This is a genomic window from Flavobacterium sp. Leaf359, assembly GCF_001423985.1.
Taxonomy (GTDB): Bacteria; Bacteroidota; Bacteroidia; order Flavobacteriales; family Flavobacteriaceae; genus Flavobacterium; species Flavobacterium lindanitolerans.
Map to the genome: position 1 here is coordinate 12,314 of NZ_LMPW01000011.1, position 16,997 is coordinate 29,310.

General features: G+C 38.0%; 15 protein-coding genes and 1 other RNA gene. 9 read left to right on the forward strand and 7 right to left on the reverse strand.

The window, feature by feature from the left end:
* Positions 1-103: 103 nt before the first annotated feature.
* Entirely contained in the window at positions 104-355 is a 252-nt protein-coding gene (locus ASG38_RS06820; RefSeq protein ID WP_056069064.1) for a type B 50S ribosomal protein L31, read from the reverse strand.
* 243 nt (positions 356-598) lie between these two features.
* Between ASG38_RS06820 and ASG38_RS06825 the strand changes: the two genes are divergently transcribed.
* The 5 genes from ASG38_RS06825 to ASG38_RS06845 are packed head-to-tail and all read left to right on the forward strand — an operon-like array spanning position 599 to position 6,422.
* Positions 599-1,141, forward strand: coding sequence for a DUF4199 domain-containing protein (locus ASG38_RS06825; RefSeq protein WP_056068499.1), 543 nt, complete (start codon positions 599-601; stop codon positions 1,139-1,141).
* Between the two features lie 3 nt (positions 1,142-1,144).
* On the forward strand, positions 1,145-2,101 hold the full coding sequence (locus tag ASG38_RS06830) for a glycosyltransferase family 2 protein (protein ID WP_056068502.1): 957 nt from the start codon (positions 1,145-1,147) through the stop codon (positions 2,099-2,101).
* 32 nt (positions 2,102-2,133) lie between these two features.
* The gene (locus ASG38_RS06835; protein WP_056068504.1) at positions 2,134-3,861 is read left to right on the forward strand and encodes a phospho-sugar mutase; all 1,728 of its coding nucleotides are present in this window, start codon (positions 2,134-2,136) and stop codon (positions 3,859-3,861) included.
* A gap of 20 nt (positions 3,862-3,881) precedes the next feature.
* Positions 3,882-5,708, forward strand: a complete 1,827-nt coding sequence (locus ASG38_RS06840) for an ABC transporter ATP-binding protein (RefSeq protein ID WP_056068505.1) — start codon at positions 3,882-3,884, stop codon at positions 5,706-5,708.
* 12 nt (positions 5,709-5,720) lie between these two features.
* Positions 5,721-6,422, forward strand: coding sequence for a hypothetical protein (locus ASG38_RS06845; protein WP_056068507.1), 702 nt, complete (start codon positions 5,721-5,723; stop codon positions 6,420-6,422).
* A 31-nt stretch (positions 6,423-6,453) separates the two neighbouring features.
* Here the strand turns inward: ASG38_RS06845 and ASG38_RS06850 are convergent, their stop codons facing one another.
* Genes ASG38_RS06850 through ASG38_RS06860 form a run of 3 tightly spaced genes read right to left on the reverse strand, consistent with a single transcriptional unit; the run spans position 6,454 to position 11,413 of the window.
* Positions 6,454-7,188 carry a hypothetical protein gene (locus ASG38_RS06850; RefSeq protein ID WP_056068509.1) on the reverse strand — a complete coding sequence of 245 codons (735 nt, stop codon included), beginning with the start codon at positions 7,186-7,188 and terminating at the stop codon, positions 6,454-6,456.
* A 53-nt stretch (positions 7,189-7,241) separates the two neighbouring features.
* On the reverse strand, positions 7,242-9,704 hold the full coding sequence (locus ASG38_RS06855; protein ID WP_056068511.1) for a carboxypeptidase-like regulatory domain-containing protein: 2,463 nt from the start codon (positions 9,702-9,704) through the stop codon (positions 7,242-7,244).
* A gap of 11 nt (positions 9,705-9,715) precedes the next feature.
* Positions 9,716-11,413, reverse strand: a complete 1,698-nt coding sequence (locus tag ASG38_RS06860; protein ID WP_056068513.1) for a M23 family metallopeptidase — start codon at positions 11,411-11,413, stop codon at positions 9,716-9,718.
* 187 nt (positions 11,414-11,600) lie between these two features.
* Between ASG38_RS06860 and ASG38_RS06865 the strand changes: the two genes are divergently transcribed.
* The 4 genes from ASG38_RS06865 to rny all read left to right on the forward strand — a co-directional run bounded on the left by ASG38_RS06865 (position 11,601) and on the right by rny (position 13,973).
* Positions 11,601-11,891, forward strand: a complete 291-nt coding sequence (locus ASG38_RS06865) for a hypothetical protein (RefSeq protein ID WP_056068515.1) — start codon at positions 11,601-11,603, stop codon at positions 11,889-11,891.
* 5 nt (positions 11,892-11,896) lie between these two features.
* Entirely contained in the window at positions 11,897-12,190 is a 294-nt protein-coding gene (locus ASG38_RS06870) for a cell division protein ZapA (protein ID WP_056068517.1), read from the forward strand.
* Between the two features lie 61 nt (positions 12,191-12,251).
* Positions 12,252-12,357, forward strand: a non-coding RNA gene (ssrS, locus tag ASG38_RS17395) — 6S RNA.
* A gap of 50 nt (positions 12,358-12,407) precedes the next feature.
* Complete coding sequence (gene rny, locus ASG38_RS06875) at positions 12,408-13,973, forward strand: ribonuclease Y (RefSeq protein WP_056068518.1); 1,566 nt, start codon at positions 12,408-12,410, stop codon at positions 13,971-13,973.
* 53 nt (positions 13,974-14,026) lie between these two features.
* On the opposite strand, the gene ASG38_RS06880 is transcribed toward rny, so the two are convergent.
* The 3 genes from ASG38_RS06880 to xerD form a co-directional block, all read right to left on the reverse strand.
* Positions 14,027-14,425 (reverse strand): response regulator, encoded by a 399-nt coding sequence (locus ASG38_RS06880; protein ID WP_056068520.1) that lies wholly within the window; start codon positions 14,423-14,425, stop codon positions 14,027-14,029.
* A complete protein-coding gene (locus ASG38_RS06885) occupies positions 14,412-15,935 on the reverse strand; it encodes a PAS domain-containing protein (protein ID WP_056068523.1) in 1,524 nt (507 codons plus the stop codon). The genes ASG38_RS06880 and ASG38_RS06885 overlap by 14 nt, the downstream gene beginning before the upstream one ends.
* An 86-nt stretch (positions 15,936-16,021) precedes the next feature.
* Complete coding sequence (gene xerD / locus ASG38_RS06890; protein ID WP_056068525.1) at positions 16,022-16,921, reverse strand: site-specific tyrosine recombinase XerD; 900 nt, start codon at positions 16,919-16,921, stop codon at positions 16,022-16,024.
* Between the last annotated feature and the right edge of the window lie 76 nt (positions 16,922-16,997).

The following is a 16,997-nucleotide window of genomic DNA, read 5'->3' on the forward strand; positions in this document are numbered from 1 at the left end:
AACATCCCAAAGTTACAAAGTAAAAGTATAAAAAGAATACCTTCCAAATAAAAAAGCCCTCCAAAATCTGGAAGGCTTTTCTGTTATCTTGAACCTGCAAAAATTATTTTGCGTGTTTAGCGTATTTCGTTTTGAATTTGTCGATACGTCCTGCAGTATCAATCAATTTAGACTTACCTGTGTAGAAAGGGTGAGATGTTCTTGAAATCTCCATTTTTACAACCGGATATTCAACTCCTTCGTGAATGATTGTTTCTTTTGTTTCTGCTGTAGATTTAGTAATGAAAACATCGTCATTTGACATGTCTTTGAAAGCAACTAATCTGTAATTCTCTGGGTGAATTCCTTTTTTCATCTTATTTGATTTTTTATTCAATTGGCTATAAGCTGTTCTGAAGCTTTTCGTATTGAAAAGGTATAAACCTCTTATAACTTTTTAATTTTTAAACTTTTATTGTTTTGAGTCTGCAAATTTACAATTATTTTTTAATCTGCAAATCTTTATTGCTCTTTTTTTTCCGGCATTCCACATTGATTTTTATCCCACTGTAATTACGGATTTCTTATATTTGTAGATTAATTCTTAAAAACAGATAAAATGGGCGAAATTACATCTCCTGCCAAGTCAGCAGTTCAATATGGAGTATTTTTTGGAGTAATTATGGTTTTAGAATTTGTCATCCTGTACATAATCGGGATAGATACTATAACAAATCCAGCGGTCGGGATTGTAATCAACCTGCTTAATTTTTTCGTATTGCCTATTCTGTTCATTACTCTTGCCTGCAATAATTTCAAGAAAAACATAAACAACGGAGTTATTTCTTTTAGCCAATGTCTAAAAGCCGGAGTAACAACTGCTTTCATTGCAGCATTAATTTATGCCATTTTTACGGTTATCTTTAATCTTATTTTTCCGGAATTCACACAGGAAATGCTGGAAAAGACAAGAACAATGATGACAGAAACAAATCCAAACATGTCACAAGAACAGCTGGATATGGCTTTATCATGGTCAGAAAAATTCTCAAGCCCATTTATAGTGGTTCCTTTTACATTGGCCTTTTATTCTTTTGTAGGGTTTATATATTCACTAATTATTGGTGCCATTTTAAAAAACGATAGACCGCAAGGTTATTAATAAATGAATCTATCCATTATTATACCTCTTCTCAACGAAGAAGAGTCCTTAAAAGAATTACAGCAGTGGATTGAAAAAGTCATGACTGCCAATAATTTTTCCTATGAAGTCATATTCATAGATGATGGCAGTACCGATAATTCCTGGTCAATTATTGAAGGACTGTCACAACAAAATCCAAACATAAAGGGAATCCGTTTTTTGAGAAACTACGGAAAATCTCAGGCATTGCATGCCGGCTTTGCCAAAGCTCAGGGCGATGTTATCATAACTATGGATGCCGATTTACAAGACAGTCCGGATGAAATTCCGGAATTGTACTCCATGATTGTTAACCAGAAATACGACCTGGTTTCGGGCTGGAAGAAAAAACGCTTTGACTCAGTCGTATCTAAAAACCTACCGTCAAAATTATTCAATTGGGCCGCACGGAAAACTTCCGGAGTTCAGCTAAACGATTTTAATTGCGGGTTAAAGGCCTACAAAAATGTAGTTGTCAAAAACATAGAGGTCTCCGGCGAAATGCACCGCTATATCCCGGTATTGGCGAAAAACGCCGGGTTTGCGAAAATTGGAGAGAAAATCGTAGTACACCAGGCCCGAAAATACGGCTCTACAAAATTTGGAATGGAGCGGTTCATTAACGGTTTCCTGGATTTGATTACTATCTGGTTTCTTTCCCGCTTTGGAAAAAGACCAATGCACCTGTTTGGCGCCTGGGGCGTCCTAATGTTTATCATCGGGTTCTTATCTGCCGGCTACATCGGATTCATGAAGCTTTACAGATTATATGACAAACAGACCACCATATTAGTTACAGACAACCCGTGGTTTTATATCGCCCTGACGACCATGATTATAGGAACCCAGTTGTTCCTTGCCGGTTTTTTGGGAGAAATCATCCTCAGAACTAAAAATAACGAAGAACGATATAAAGTTTCTAAAGAAATAAATCTTTAAATTTAAAGTTCAATTTAAATTTTAAATCCGAAATGCACATCGAACAGCATATATTAGACAAAGTAAATGTTTGGCTATCGCCAATTTTTGACGAAAAGACACATAAGGAAATTACCGAAATGATGACTTCTTCCCCAAAAGAACTGGAAGAAAGTTTCTATAAGAATCTCGAATTCGGAACCGGAGGCATGAGAGGAATTATGGGTGTGGGAACCAATCGTATCAACAAATACACACTTGGAAAAAACACTCAGGGAATTTCGGATTACATGAAAAAAGTATTTCCCGGTGAACACCTTAAAGTAGCCATTGCTTACGATTGCCGCCATAATAGCGACACGCTTGCAAAAGTTGTAGCCGATGTTTTTTCTGCTAACGGAATCAAAGTATACCTGTTTTCAGAATTACGCCCTACGCCTGAATTGTCTTTCGCCGTAAAACACCTGAAGTGCCATGCCGGTATTGTCCTTACGGCTTCTCATAACCCGCCTGAATACAACGGCTACAAAGTATACTGGCAAGACGGCGGCCAATTGGTTCCGCCTCAAGATGCTGAAATCATACAGGTTATTGAAGACCTGGGTTATGACCAGATTAATTTCCAGGCTAACGAAAAGCTGATTGAATATGTCGATAAAAAAATTGACGAGGCTTTTATCCATTCAACCATTGAAAATGCCAGTTTCAATACGCCTGCCGAAGCTAAAAAGAACCTGAATGTTGTCTATACTTCATTACATGGGACTTCCATAAAATTGATTCCTGAAGTTTTATCAAAAGCAGGCTATACTAATGTCAATATTGTTCCGGAACAGGCCGTTCCAGACGGAAACTTCCCTACCGTAAAGTCTCCAAACCCGGAAGAACCGGAAGCATTGACCATGGCTTTGGCTTTGGCTGACAAGCTGAATGCTGATATTGTTGTGGGAACCGACCCTGATTCTGACCGCCTTGGTGTTGCTGTTCGTGACAATGATGGCAAAATGGTTCTTTTGAACGGAAACCAGACTATGGTACTGATGACTGCCTATCTGTTACAACAATGGGAAAAGGCAGGTAAGATTACCGGAAAAGAATTTATTGGCTCTACTATTGTTTCTACTCCAATGATGCTGGAACTGGCTTCTGCCTATAATGTAGAATGCAAAGTAGGATTAACCGGATTCAAATGGATAGCCAAAATGATTAAGGACTTCCCGAACCAGAAATTTATTGGTGGCGGTGAAGAAAGTTTCGGATTTATGGTGGGCGATGCCGTTCGTGATAAAGATGCTGTTGCAGCCACATTATTGGTTTGCGAAATTGCAGCACAGGCAAAAGTCAATGGAAGTTCACTTTATAAAGAATTACTAAACCTGTATGTAGACTTCGGGTTTTATAAAGAATACCTGATTTCCATCACCAAAAAAGGAATTGAAGGTGCGGCAGAAATCCAGACCATGATGTTTGAATTACGACAAAATCCTTTAAAAGAAATCAACGGCCAAAGAGTGCTGATGGTTGAAGATTACCAGAATTCAACCGCTTTAAATTTATTTACGGGCGAAACCGAAGAATTAAAAGTCCCGAAATCAAACGTTTTGATTTATTATCTGGAAGACGGAACAAAAATATGTGCCAGACCAAGCGGTACGGAGCCTAAAATAAAATTCTATTTCAGCGTAAACGAGCCTTTGGATGCTGTTGAACACGCCAAAGAAGTCGAAAAAAATCTTGACCAAAAAATAAAAAATATTGTTGCTGAAATGCAATTGCAATAATTTCAAGCAAATCCAATTCGATGAGCAATTTTAAAAAAATAATTCCCTTTGTCCTGCCTTATAAAAAATATGCCTATCTGAACATATTTTTTAATATTCTATACGCCCTTTTCAGCACACTGTCATTTATCTCACTGATTCCGATGATGCAGGTACTTTTTGACCAGACAAAGAGAAATACAACCAAGCCGGAATTTGAAAGCATTTTCAAAATAACCGACTACCTTGAAAGCTACATGAGCTATAAAATCACAACATTGACAGACAATCATGGCGTGCAGACTACGCTTGCTTTTATGGTAGCAATTATCATCTCCATATTCCTGCTGAAAAACCTGTTTGATTATCTGGCCATGTTTTTCATCACTTTCCTAAGAAACGGGATTTTAAAGGACATAAGGAATGCCATGTATAAAAAAACACTTGAACTGCCACTTTCTTTTTTCTCCGAAAAACGTAAAGGAGACGTAATTTCAAGAATTTCGGGCGATGTTTATGAAGTACAGACTTCTTTCCTATCCATATTGGAACTCATCGTTAAAGAACCTCTTACGATAGTTTTTACGATTGTGGCCATGTTCACAATAAGCACCAAGCTTACAATATTCGTATTTGTTTTCATCCCTATTTCAGGCTATATCATTTCAATTATTGGTAAACAGCTCAAGAAAAAATCTACCCGTGCACAGGAAGAACAAGGCGTGTTTCTTTCTACGGTAGAAGAAACATTAGGAGGATTAAAAGTCGTGAAAGGCTATAATGCAGAGAAATACTTTAATAATGTTTTTCAGAAATCAACTTCCCGGTTTTTTAATCTGTCCAACAATATAGGTAACAGGCAAAATCTGGCATCTCCTGTAAGTGAATTTATGGGGATTACAGTAATTGCCGTTTTGTTATGGTATGGCGGAAACATGGTGCTTATTGACAAAACATTAGAAGGCGCAGCTTTTATTGCTTATATGGGATTGGCATACAACATCCTTACACCTGCAAAAGCCATTTCTAAAGCTTCCTACAGCATCAAACGAGGAAATGCGGCAGCCGAACGTGTTATGGAAATCCTGGAACAGGAAAATACAATTACGGACATTCCGAATGCAGTAGAAAAAGAATCCTTTGAAGAACATATCGATATAAAAAATATCAACTTCAGGTATGAAGAAGAAAACGTTCTGAAAAACTTTTCTTTAGAGGTACAAAAAGGGCAAACCGTAGCTTTGGTCGGGCAATCCGGCAGCGGAAAAAGTACGATTGCCAATCTTCTGACACGTTTCTATGATGTTCAGGAAGGTGAAATAAAAATTGACGACACCAACATCAAAGATTTAAAATTAAATTCTTTAAGAGGCCTGATGGGCCTGGTGACTCAGGACAGCATCTTATTTAACGATACTATAAAAAACAACATCCTGTTAGGCAAACAGGACGCTACTGATGAAGAAATCATCACCGCCCTGAAAATTGCCAATGCCTACGAATTCGTAAAAGACCTGCCAAACGGCATCAATACAAACGTGGGAGACAGCGGTAACAAATTGTCTGGCGGACAAAAACAACGATTGAGCATAGCACGTGCTGTCCTGAAAAATCCGCCAATCATGATTCTGGACGAAGCAACTTCTGCTTTGGATACAGAAAGCGAAAGACTGGTTCAGGTAGCCCTGGAAAATATGATGCAGAACAGGACATCGATTGTTATTGCCCATAGATTGTCAACCATCCAAAAAGCAGACAAAATTGTGGTAATGCAAAAAGGTGAAATCGTAGAACAGGGAAACCACGACGAATTGCTTGCCAGAAACGGAGTGTATAAAAAACTCGTAATGATGCAATCATTCGAATAAAAAGCCAAAAACATGTATCAGAACAATCCAAATATCAGTCTTCCGGAAAATCTCGACACCGTAGTCTGGAAATATTTGGATTTGTCAAAATTCCTCGACCTTCTTTTATCGAGAAAGCTCTTCATGTCACGGTCGGATAAATTTGAAGACCAGTATGAAGGTACATTCAGCGAACCAACTTTTGAAGAAATCCGGAAGATTTCAGAGAACAATCCGGAGTTTTTGGATGCCTACAAAACACAGCGAAAGAATGTGGTCATTAGCAGCTGGCATATCAATGAATACGAGTCTTTTGCCATGTGGCAGATTTTCACCCAAAACAGTGAAGGACTTGCAATACAATCTACTATTCGAAGAATACAGGAATCTTTGCATTTAGAGAAACAATATGTTCAGCATATCGGGGAAGTCAATTACATTGATTACAAAAAAGAATACATTCCTTTTAACGATGACTTCTTCCCTTTTCTCTTCAAGCGAAAAAGTTTCCAATACGAAAGAGAAGTTCGGATTATTTCCAATCTTTCTTCCCACAACCTGACTATAAATGAAGGTGTAAAGATTGATATAGACATCAATAAAATGATTGAAAAGATATACATTCACCCGAAGTCCGAAAACTGGTATAAAAATCTTGTCATCCAATTGGTAGGCCAGCTTGGCTTTGATTTTACTATTGAAAAATCCGATTTGGAAAGCGACATATTAATCTAAAAAAAATCCCCGGACAATTCCGGGGATTTTTTTAGGCTCCGTTTCCGTTTCCTATCGGATCGTATTTTTCGGTTTTCCAGTCCGGAGAAAGCAGCTCTACATAATAGTAATGTACTGCATCGTTCTTATCAAAGGCTCCGTTCTTATTAATATCTTCTATGGTTCTGTAATAAAGCCTGTTCTGGGCTTCAACTATATTCCAATCAATCAGTTCCTGGTAATCTTCAGAAAGTTTCTGGAAATGCTTGCCGTTAATTTCGCTGATGTAAAGACATTTGATATCGTTTGCATCTAATTTTCCATCCTTATTCGTATCCATATCGACTAACGAATACACCAGAATCTGCTTTTTGGTTTTATCAGAAATCGTGTTCAGGAAAGTCACGGTCTGCATCTGTATTTTTTTATCCGTTAGCGGTTTCAGCGCTGTAGAATCGATATGCTGGAATTTCAGGTTTTCAAAATATCCCGTAAGCTCAAACCTATTGTAATTGGAAATGGCATAGCTCACTGAATTGGTCTTGCTTGAACCATACGTCCTTGAGTTCCCGTCATACACTCGCACATCGCCAATAGCATGAATAAGGTATTTTGTGCCCTCCATGTGAATTGGAAGGTCGGCAATTTTTATTTGCGAAGAATCCGGCTTGGTCACCACTTTTTCCGGCTTTGAGTCATAAATTACCTTTGGAGTTTCCTCCTTTTCTTTACAACTGGCCAAACAGGCCACTGCCGCTACGAGTATATAGGTTTGAAATTTTCTCATTTCATCAGCTTAAAAGTCATTCAAATATAAAGATAAAACTTCAGAATTTCAATTTATAATCTTGCAGTAAGCTTAACATTGAAAACCCTCGTTGTCATATAGTTCGGAATTCCGTACTGAACCTTAGTATAAACATCTCTCACCCAGGTATTTGTTATCGCGTTTTGGTTATTAAACATGTTGAATATTTCAAAACCAAGCGACAAGTCCTTAAAGCGTTTTAACCAGTGCCCGTCAGGTCTTAACTCATTTTTTTCTGTGAAAACATAAGAAAATCCTACATCTGCCCTGCGGTAATCACGAAGGCGGCTCTGGTATACATACGGGTCAGCATACGAAGGTGAACCACCCGGCAGACCTGTGTTGTACACCAAATTCAGATATAACTTGAGGTTAGGAATATTTTTTACATAATCCTGGAACAGTATCCCAAACTTCAATCTCTGGTCTGTTGGCCTGGCAATATAACCCCGGTTGTTGATGTTTTCTTCCGTTTTCATATATCCGAAGCTGAACCAGGATTCTGTGCCCGGAACAAACTCTCCATTCAATCGAGCATCAAAACCGGCTGCATAGGCTTTGGCATCATTATTTGCACTATAACGAATCCTTACGTTATCAAGCGTATAGGTATTTACATCCGACATCGATTTATAATAGGCCTCTGTAACCAATTTAAACGGTCGTTGCCACATCTGAAAGCTATAGTCGTTGCTCAATACAACATGGATGGACTGCTGTGCCTTAACGTCCGGATTTACTTTTCCGTCAGCACCGCGAAGCTCTCTGTAAAATGGCGGCTGGTGGTACAACCCTCCGGAAAGACGGAACACCATATCGCTATCCCAATCCGGCTTGATGGCAAACTGACCTCTAGGACTGAAAGTTGTTTGGTTTTTTCCATCCAGATTATCACCAGACACTTGCCAGTTATGGGCTCTTACCCCAAAATTATACCATACATCATGGCTTCCGATAAGGCTCTTTTTGCTCCATTGTACATATCCGGAAAGCCTGTCGATTTTTGTAAAGTTCAATGCCCTTACGTTTTGATATGGAACCAATGGACCTGTATACGGAGTATAAGGCTGGTCACGGATTGGCAGGTCAATAACCGGCGGATTTAATGAAAATCCTGCCGAGTCAATCACTTCCCATTCTACTATTCTGTCACGAATGTCTTCACGGGTATATTTGAAACCCCATTCTATTTTATTTTCTTTGATATTGTGGAATCCTTTTACTTCTGCATTCACAATCAGGGCATCCAGGTCATTTCTGGCATGGTTTAACTGCGAACCTATTTCCTGCGTATATACGATATTTCCAAGACTTCCGGAACCAATGTTAGTATCCAATTCTCCAAAGCTGTAATCAGCCTTAATATCAAAATATTCCTGCTCCTGTGTCAGATAGGCCGATGCGATAAATTTCAACGTAAAATCTTCGCTTGCCTTGTAGGTTGTTTTTAAAGCCCCGAAATAGGTTTCATATCTGTCCTTTTCCTGTCCTTCATAAAAAACCAGCAATGCTTTCGGGTCATCAATCGTTCCGAAATTGGTCTGTCTGGTCAGAGGTTCATAGTTATAACGGTTCTGCGAGATATTTCCAAGAAAACTCCATTCCCATTTGTTATTTGGATTGAATGTCACATTGGTTTGTATATCGGCAAAAGTAGGTCTGAAATTCGTTTCCGTTTCCTGGCTGTTTACCAAAAGGCTGTTGTCTCTGTATCGCACTCCGGTAATGGCAGCCCATTTTTGATTTTTAGAAGCCGTTTCTACCATTAAACTTCCACCCAATAAACTTGCTTCAAGAGAAGCTCCAAAACTTTTTGGTCTTCTGTAGGTAATATCCAATACAGAAGATAATTTATCTCCATACTTGGCCTGAAATCCTCCGGCAGAAAAGTCAACATTCTGAATCATGTCGGTATTCGTAAAACTCAAACCTTCCTGCTGACCTGAACGTATCAAAAACGGACGGTACACTTCCACCTCATTTACATACACCAGGTTTTCATCATAGTTTCCTCCTCTTACGTTGTAGCCACTACTCAAATCGCTGTTGTTGTTTACTCCGGGAAGTGTTTTCAAAAGGTTTTCCACACCTGCGTTGGCACCGGGAATTAATTTGATGTCTCTTGGAGAAATATTGGTAATTCCTTCAATTCTTTTTCGGTTATCATAGATTTCAACAACACCAATCATTTCGATTTTTTTGCTCAATACCGGATTGAATTCAAAATCTTCATTAGGCTTCAGCTCAATATCCAAAGAGGCACTTTTGTTTGAAAGGTGGGAGAAAATAATTGTAATTTTTTGATTGGCCGGGACGGTCAGAATATAAAATCCATTTTTATTAGAAGTAGCAGATGTATTCTTATAGCTGATATCCGCATCCTCAACCGGTTGGTTGTTTTCATCTAAAATAACACCCTTAATTCTGGCAGTTTGTGCAAATGCGGCGACGCTTATAAAGAAAAAAAGAACTGCAGCTAAATTTTTTGTTTTCAAATTATACTTTTTTATTGTTGTTGACTTCTAAAAAAATGCGACTCAAAGGTAGCAGAATTTCCCATATTATCAGACACAACTATTTTTAAATCATTTCTTCCTTCGTCAGAAATATTGTCTTCAAAATTATAGGAAAGTTTTCTGGTTTTGTAATCGTATTCCAACAGAATCCATTTTCCGTTCAGATATCCGTTATATTCTGCTATACCGGACATATTATCCGAAATATAGATTTCCAAAAATGGCTGCTTACTAATCCATTTTCCTTCAACAAAATTAGGATTGCTGATTTTGGGAGCAATCGTGTCCTTTGCTAAAACGAATTGCCCTAAATCTTTAGTATATGTTGTAAAAACATTTCCTTTTCTTGTGGTTTTATTAAACCCGAGTCGTTTGCCTTGTTTTGACGCTATAAACATCTTTGACTTATCAGCTTCGGATGAAACCTTATCCTCAAACGTAATGGTCATATTGTTATGTACCGGAACGGTTTCGTTGTGAAGGTACAGTATGGAATCTTTTACATCAAAATCAATATAAAAATCTTCATAGAAAGTACCGGCAGGAATAAAAACCGTTACATTATCCTTAGTATAGCTGTTGTCTTTTCTTGACTTTAAAAGAAACCCGGAACGTTTTTCTTCTTTAGCTACTTTTACCGGCAATGCAGAATATTCAATCGGGATATTGATGACGCTTTTGTTTTTATTAAAATCTGAAACTTCCACCTGAAAATTCTGATACAGGTTTGGAACAACATCAATCATCCCATAGGTATTGTTAGAAGTAATAATACTTAAAAGATAAGGTTCTACCATAAAGAGCTTCTGTACGCGCTGTCCGGTTCTCTTGTATCTTGGATAATCAATCAGCGCGTTAATGTAACGACCTTCGTCAAAAGCAAAAGTATCAAACTGATAGCCGAAGAAAGGTTTTCCATTGCACAAACCTTCCACTTTAAATACGCCATTTTTGTTATAGCTGTTATCAAAAAGGTCATAAGTATTGACACCAAATCCTATTTTTCCTTTAGCCATAAGCTTCTCGGCAATATAACTTCCGTCTTTTTGTTGCGAAAGGTTGATTTCGATAGGTTTTTGTATCTGGTTAACACTGGAACTGTCGCCAATAGGATAAACGACCAGGCTGTTGATAACCGGCGGTTTTGTATCTTTTATCTGTATATCAAATCCAAAAAGCATCGGATTGATTATTTTTTCGGTTTTGGAATCCCGAAATTCAAAATGCAGGTGCGGCCCACCAGAGCCACCGGAATTTCCGGACAATGCAATTATATCACCTTTTTTCACCACAAGCTCATTTTCTGCAGGAAACATTTCTACTTCAAACGATTTTTGTTCATACTGCTTCTTTTTGATATAGGCTTCAATTACAGGAGACGCTTTTTGAAGATGCCCGTAAACCGTGGTATAGCCATTAGGATGTGTGATATATATTGCTTTCCCGTAGCCCCAGGTAGAGATTTTAATACGCGATACGTACCCGTCTGCCGCCGCATATACATTCAATCCTTCTTTTTGCTGTGTTTTAAAATCAAGACCCGTATGAAAGTGATTTCCTCTTAATTCTCCAAAAGTCCCGGATAAATAAAGCGGTATGTCCAAAGGCGAACGGAAATAATCTTTTGGATAGTCATTCTGGCCAAAAATCGAAATTGTAAACAGTAAAAATAACAGGCTAAATCGCATAGTAAAGGTTTTTGCTAATATAAAAAAAAGACTAATTAAACCGGGAAGAAAAACCGAAAATTATAACTCCCTACTTCACAAATTATTACATGAAAAGCTACAGTAAAAAAGAGAATTTAAGGAAAAATATTGCAATATTTAATTAGGAATAGTAACTTTGTAAATTATGTAATGAATATTGACCCCGATGAGTGAAATTGCGCAAATCATTGATACTCTTGAAAGCAGGCTTGAAAAACTTATCGCAAAAATTGAGGGTTTGGAAAAAACATCGCGTGAATTGCAGCAGGAATTGGATAGAGCCGCAGTCGTGATGCAGAAGCAATCGAAAGAGATTGAGACATTAAAAACGCAGCAGGAGACGCTCAGAATGGCGAATTCATTACTAGGCAGTGAAGAAAATAAAAGAGATACAAAGCTTAAGATAAATTCATTAATCCGTGAAATTGATTACTGTATAGCACAGCTTTCTGATTAATAATTATGGACGAAAAGCTTAAAATTAAAATATCAATCGCAGACAGGGTCTATCCTTTAACAGTAGACATGTCACAGGAAGAAGGACTGCGAAGCGCTTCTAAAAAGATTGATATGATGATAAAGCAATTCGAAGAAAATTATGCTGTTCGTGACAAACAGGATGTTTTGGCCATGTGTGCCCTGCAATTCGCATCGCAATTGGAGCAAAAACAGATTGATTCTTCAGCAGACAATGTTGAGGCCAATGAAAGACTGAAAAAGATTAATGACCTGCTAGCAAGTTATCTCGACAAATAAATAAAAAGACGTTCTTTAACATAGACTAAAAATACTGCCTACATTAGTTCATATTTGATAAACTCAACACTAACAAATTAGAATGAGCAAATCGTCGCTACTAAAGCAAGCTGCCCCGAGCAGATCCTTGAACAGCGAGTTAGCTCAAAACTTGTCTTAACGAGTTTATACAAGCAACCTAATGTAGGCTTTTTTTATATATAAACATTCAACAAACATGGACAGTACATTAGTTATAATTATTTCAGGAATCGTAGGCATCGCGGTAGGTTTTGCAGTTGCAAAAATCATGGAGAGGAGCAACGTTTCCAACTTAATAAAAAATGCCAAAAAAGAAGCCGCATCTATTTTAAAGGATGCCAAAGCAGAAGCAGAAACCAACAAACAGCACAAAATACTGCAAGCAAAAGAAAAATTTATTGAACTTAAGGCAGAGCACGAACAGGTGATTCTGGCAAGAGACAAGAAAATAGCAGAAGCAGAAAAAAGAACAAGAGACAAGGAATCTCAGGTTTCTAACGAGTTGGCAAAAACTAAAAAAGCGACAGAAGACCTTGAGGCAAAAATCAACGATTATTCTAACAGAATCGAGACGCTTGAGAAGAGACAGGCCGAAGTAGACCGTCTGCACAAAAGCCAGGTAGAGCAATTGGAAGTTATTTCCGGATTATCTGCCGAAGAAGCCAAAAACCAATTGGTTGAAAGCCTTAGAGCAGAAGCCAAAAGTGGTGCCATGTCTTATATTCAGGAAACCCTTGAAGAGGCTAAGCTTACCGCACAGCAGGAAGCTAAAAAAATCATTATTAATACTATCCAAAGAGTGGGTACAGAAGAAGCGGTGGAAAACTGCGTTTCTGTCTTCAACATTGAGTCTGATGACGTAAAAGGTAGAATTATTGGCCGTGAAGGTAGAAACATCAGGGCTTTGGAAGCTGCTACCGGAGTTGAAATTATTGTTGACGATACTCCAGAAGCCATCATCCTTTCCTGCTTTGACCCTGTTCGTAGAGAAATTGCCCGTTTGGCATTACATAAATTAGTAACCGACGGCCGTATTCACCCGGCAAGAATCGAAGAAGTTGTTGCTAAAACAGCCAAACAGATTGACGATGAAATTATTGAAGTTGGTAAACGTACCGTAATTGACTTAGGAATCCACGGATTGCACCCTGAATTGATTAAAGTTGTAGGTAGAATGAAATACCGTTCTTCTTACGGTCAAAACCTGTTGCAACACTCCCGCGAGGTTTCCAAACTTTGTGGAATCATGGCAGCAGAATTGGGCTTGAACGTAAAACTGGCAAAAAGAGCCGGATTATTACACGATATAGGGAAAGTGCCGGATACGGAAAGCGACCTTCCACACGCTTTATTGGGTATGCAGTGGGCTGAAAAATATGGCGAGAAAGAAGAAGTATGCAATGCTATTGGAGCCCACCACGATGAAATCGAGATGAAATCGCTTCTATCTCCTATCGTTCAGGTTTGTGACGCTATTTCAGGAGCCAGACCTGGAGCAAGAAGACAGGTTCTTGATTCCTACATCCAGAGATTGAAAGACCTTGAAGATATTGCTTACGGTTTCCAGGGAGTAAAGAGTGCTTATGCCATTCAGGCTGGTAGAGAACTTCGTGTTATTGTAGAAAGCGAAAAAGTTTCTGACGATAATGCAGCCAACCTGTCTTTCGACATCTCGCAAAAGATTCAGACAGAAATGACCTATCCGGGACAAGTAAAAATTACGGTTATCAGAGAAACCAGAGCCGTAAATATTGCAAAATAAATACAATCAGACATAAAAAAAGCTCCTCATTTGAGGAGCTTTTTTTATAGTATTTAGTTTAAGAATATTCTGCAGATGTCTTCCAGACAGACAGGCTTCAGGAAATAGTCTTTTATTTCATTAGGAAAATCTTTTGCCTTATCCAAATCAAAAGGACTGTTGGAGGAACTCACCATATAGATTACGGTTTCTTTATTCAGCGAACCTTTTATTTTTCGAAACTCTTCCAGAAACTGCCATCCGTCCATAACCGGCATATTGATATCCAAAAGAATCAAATCCGGGAGTGTAGTACCGTTTTTAGAATTTTCCTTCAGGCCTTCTATCGCATCGTGCCCGTTTTCGAAAAATCTTGAGTTGACTTCAATATTATTTCTCTTCAGTAAATTTTTTAATATAAAATGATAAACTTTATCATCATCAACTACAAAAACATCATTAAACTTTTTCATTAAAATATATTTTAAATGCGGTACCTTCTCCCACTTTACTCTTAACTTCTATTTTACCTCCCATAGCCTCGACCTGATTTTTTGTAATGAAAAGGCCAATTCCTCTGGAATCCGGATGCTGGTGAAATGTTTTATACATTCCAAAAAGCGAATCTTTATATTTTTCTAAATCAATACCAAGCCCGTTGTCAGAAATCGTCAATACCTTTTTACCTTTTTCATAAGTAAGCTGGTAGGTAATTTCCAATCTCCTGTCCGGATGGGAATATTTTATTGCATTGGTTGTAAAATTCAAAAGTATGCTTTCCAGATAAGCCGGATTGTAATTGATTTGAACATCATCCGGAATCAGACTGATAATTTTTACGTCATGTTTGTTTATCTTCTCGCTCAAAACATTTAAAGTTCGTTGAAAAAACTCATAAAGATTTAAGTTTTCGCGAGCAATTTTTATTTCGGTGTGTATGTTGACCAATTCATTCAAATGTTCGATTGTTTGGGTCAAATCGTTAGAAATAGTCCTTAAATGCTGTAAGGTTTCTTCCCTTTCACCGGAATCCTGAATATCATCTACCAAATCCAAAAGCATGGTAAAGTTTCCGGCATGCGAGCGCAGGTTATGCGAAACGATATGGGCAAAATTCAAGAGCCTGCTGTTTTGTTCACTCACAATATCCAGTGTCTTTTTCAGCTCGTCTTCCCTCTCCTTCTGTGAAGAAATATCCGTATGCGTCCCTATAATTCTTAACGGCTTGCCTGATTTGTCGCGTTCAATCACTTTACCACGGTCAAGAATCCATTTATAGGTTCCTTTTCTGCCTTTAACCCTATGCAGGTTTTCGTATACATCTGTTATTCCTTTCAGGTGCATGTCGATATCGGTCAGATATTCTTTCTGGTCGTCAGGATGTACTTTAGAAATGCAATTTTCAAAAGAATTAATTCCTTCGGCTTCATCCAAATCCAAAATCTTCATGGATTGTTCGGAATAGAAAACAGTATTGTTTACCAGATTCCAATCCCAGACACCTCCCATAGAAGCTTCCAGTGCAAATTCAAAGCGTTTTTCTGATAATACTAACCTCAACTCCTGTTCCTTATTTGCCGTTATATCGGTAATGCGGCCATAAAACACAACGCTTCCATCTTTCATGGCTTCCGGTTTGGCTGAACCTTTCAGCCAACGGACTCCTTTTTTTGGAAGCTGAACCCTGTATTCATGGTTCCATCTTGTTAATGTATCCCTTGATTTAAGTACTGATTTTAAAAATCCTTTCACATCCTCTTTAAGAATGCGTTCCGTAATGATCGGACCGGCATCGTGCTCCAGAAAGTCTTTGTCAAAACCATAAATTTCCATGGCGGAATGACTTACAAACGGCATGCTGTAAGTGTTGTCTTTCTCAATTTTAAACTGAAAAATCAAATCCGGGATTTCTCTCAGAAGTTTTTCATAAAATTGATTCGAAGTGTACGATTCATTTGAATTAACGTAATTCTCGAACGCCATTAAGGGTTAACATATTGGTTAGGTGCAACAAAAGTATACACCAAAATGTCAAATCTTCCTTAGAAAAACACAAAATCGTTTAACGGTTATTTTCTTGGATGAAATGCATTCATAACATCGGTAAGATGCCTTCTGTCGAGGTGGACATAGATTTCTGTTGTGGTAATTGATTCATGTCCGAGCATGAGTTGAATGGAACGCAGGTCAGCTCCATTTTCAAGAAGATGTGTGGCAAAAGAATGCCTGAAGGTATGCGGACTGATTGTCTTTTTAAGATTTATTTTTACCGCCAGGTCTTTGATTATCGTAAAAACCATCGCCCGGGTAAGCTGTTTACCTCTCCTGTTAAGAAACAGCGTGTCTTCATGTCCTTTTTGAATATCGAGATGTGACCGTACAGTCGTTTTGTATATGTCGATATATTTTTGTGTAAGATTTCCAATAGGCACGAAACGCTGCTTGTCCCCTTTTCCTTTTACTTTTATAAATCCTTCTTCAAAGAACAAATCGGAAATACGCAGCGATATCAATTCTGAAACCCTAAGACCACAGCCATACAGGGTTTCCAACATGGCGCGGTTTCTTTCGCCCTGGTCTGTATTGAGTTCAATGGCACCAATGATTTTATCTATTTCATCTGTAGACAAAGTATCGGGGAGTTTTCGTCCTATTTTGGGGATTTCCACAAGTTCCATCGGATTATCATTTCTGTAATCTTCAAAAATCATATAATTGAAAAAACTCCTTAATCCGGAAATTATCCTGGCTTGCGAACGGGGATTTATGGTTTTGGAAACTTCATAAATAAATTGCTGTATCGTTTCATCAGAAATCGAAACAGGACTTTCATTTATCTGTTTTTCAGATAAATACAAAACCATTTTTTCAATATCAAAAGTATAATTGTCAATCGTATTCTGTGACAATCCTCTTTCAATTTTCAGGAAAGACTGGAAATTTTTAATGTATGTCGCCCAATTTGCCATGTGTCAAAGTTATGTTAATAGTACTATGCTGGCATAATAAATGTCGTAATTTAACATAAGAACTAACAAAAATAAT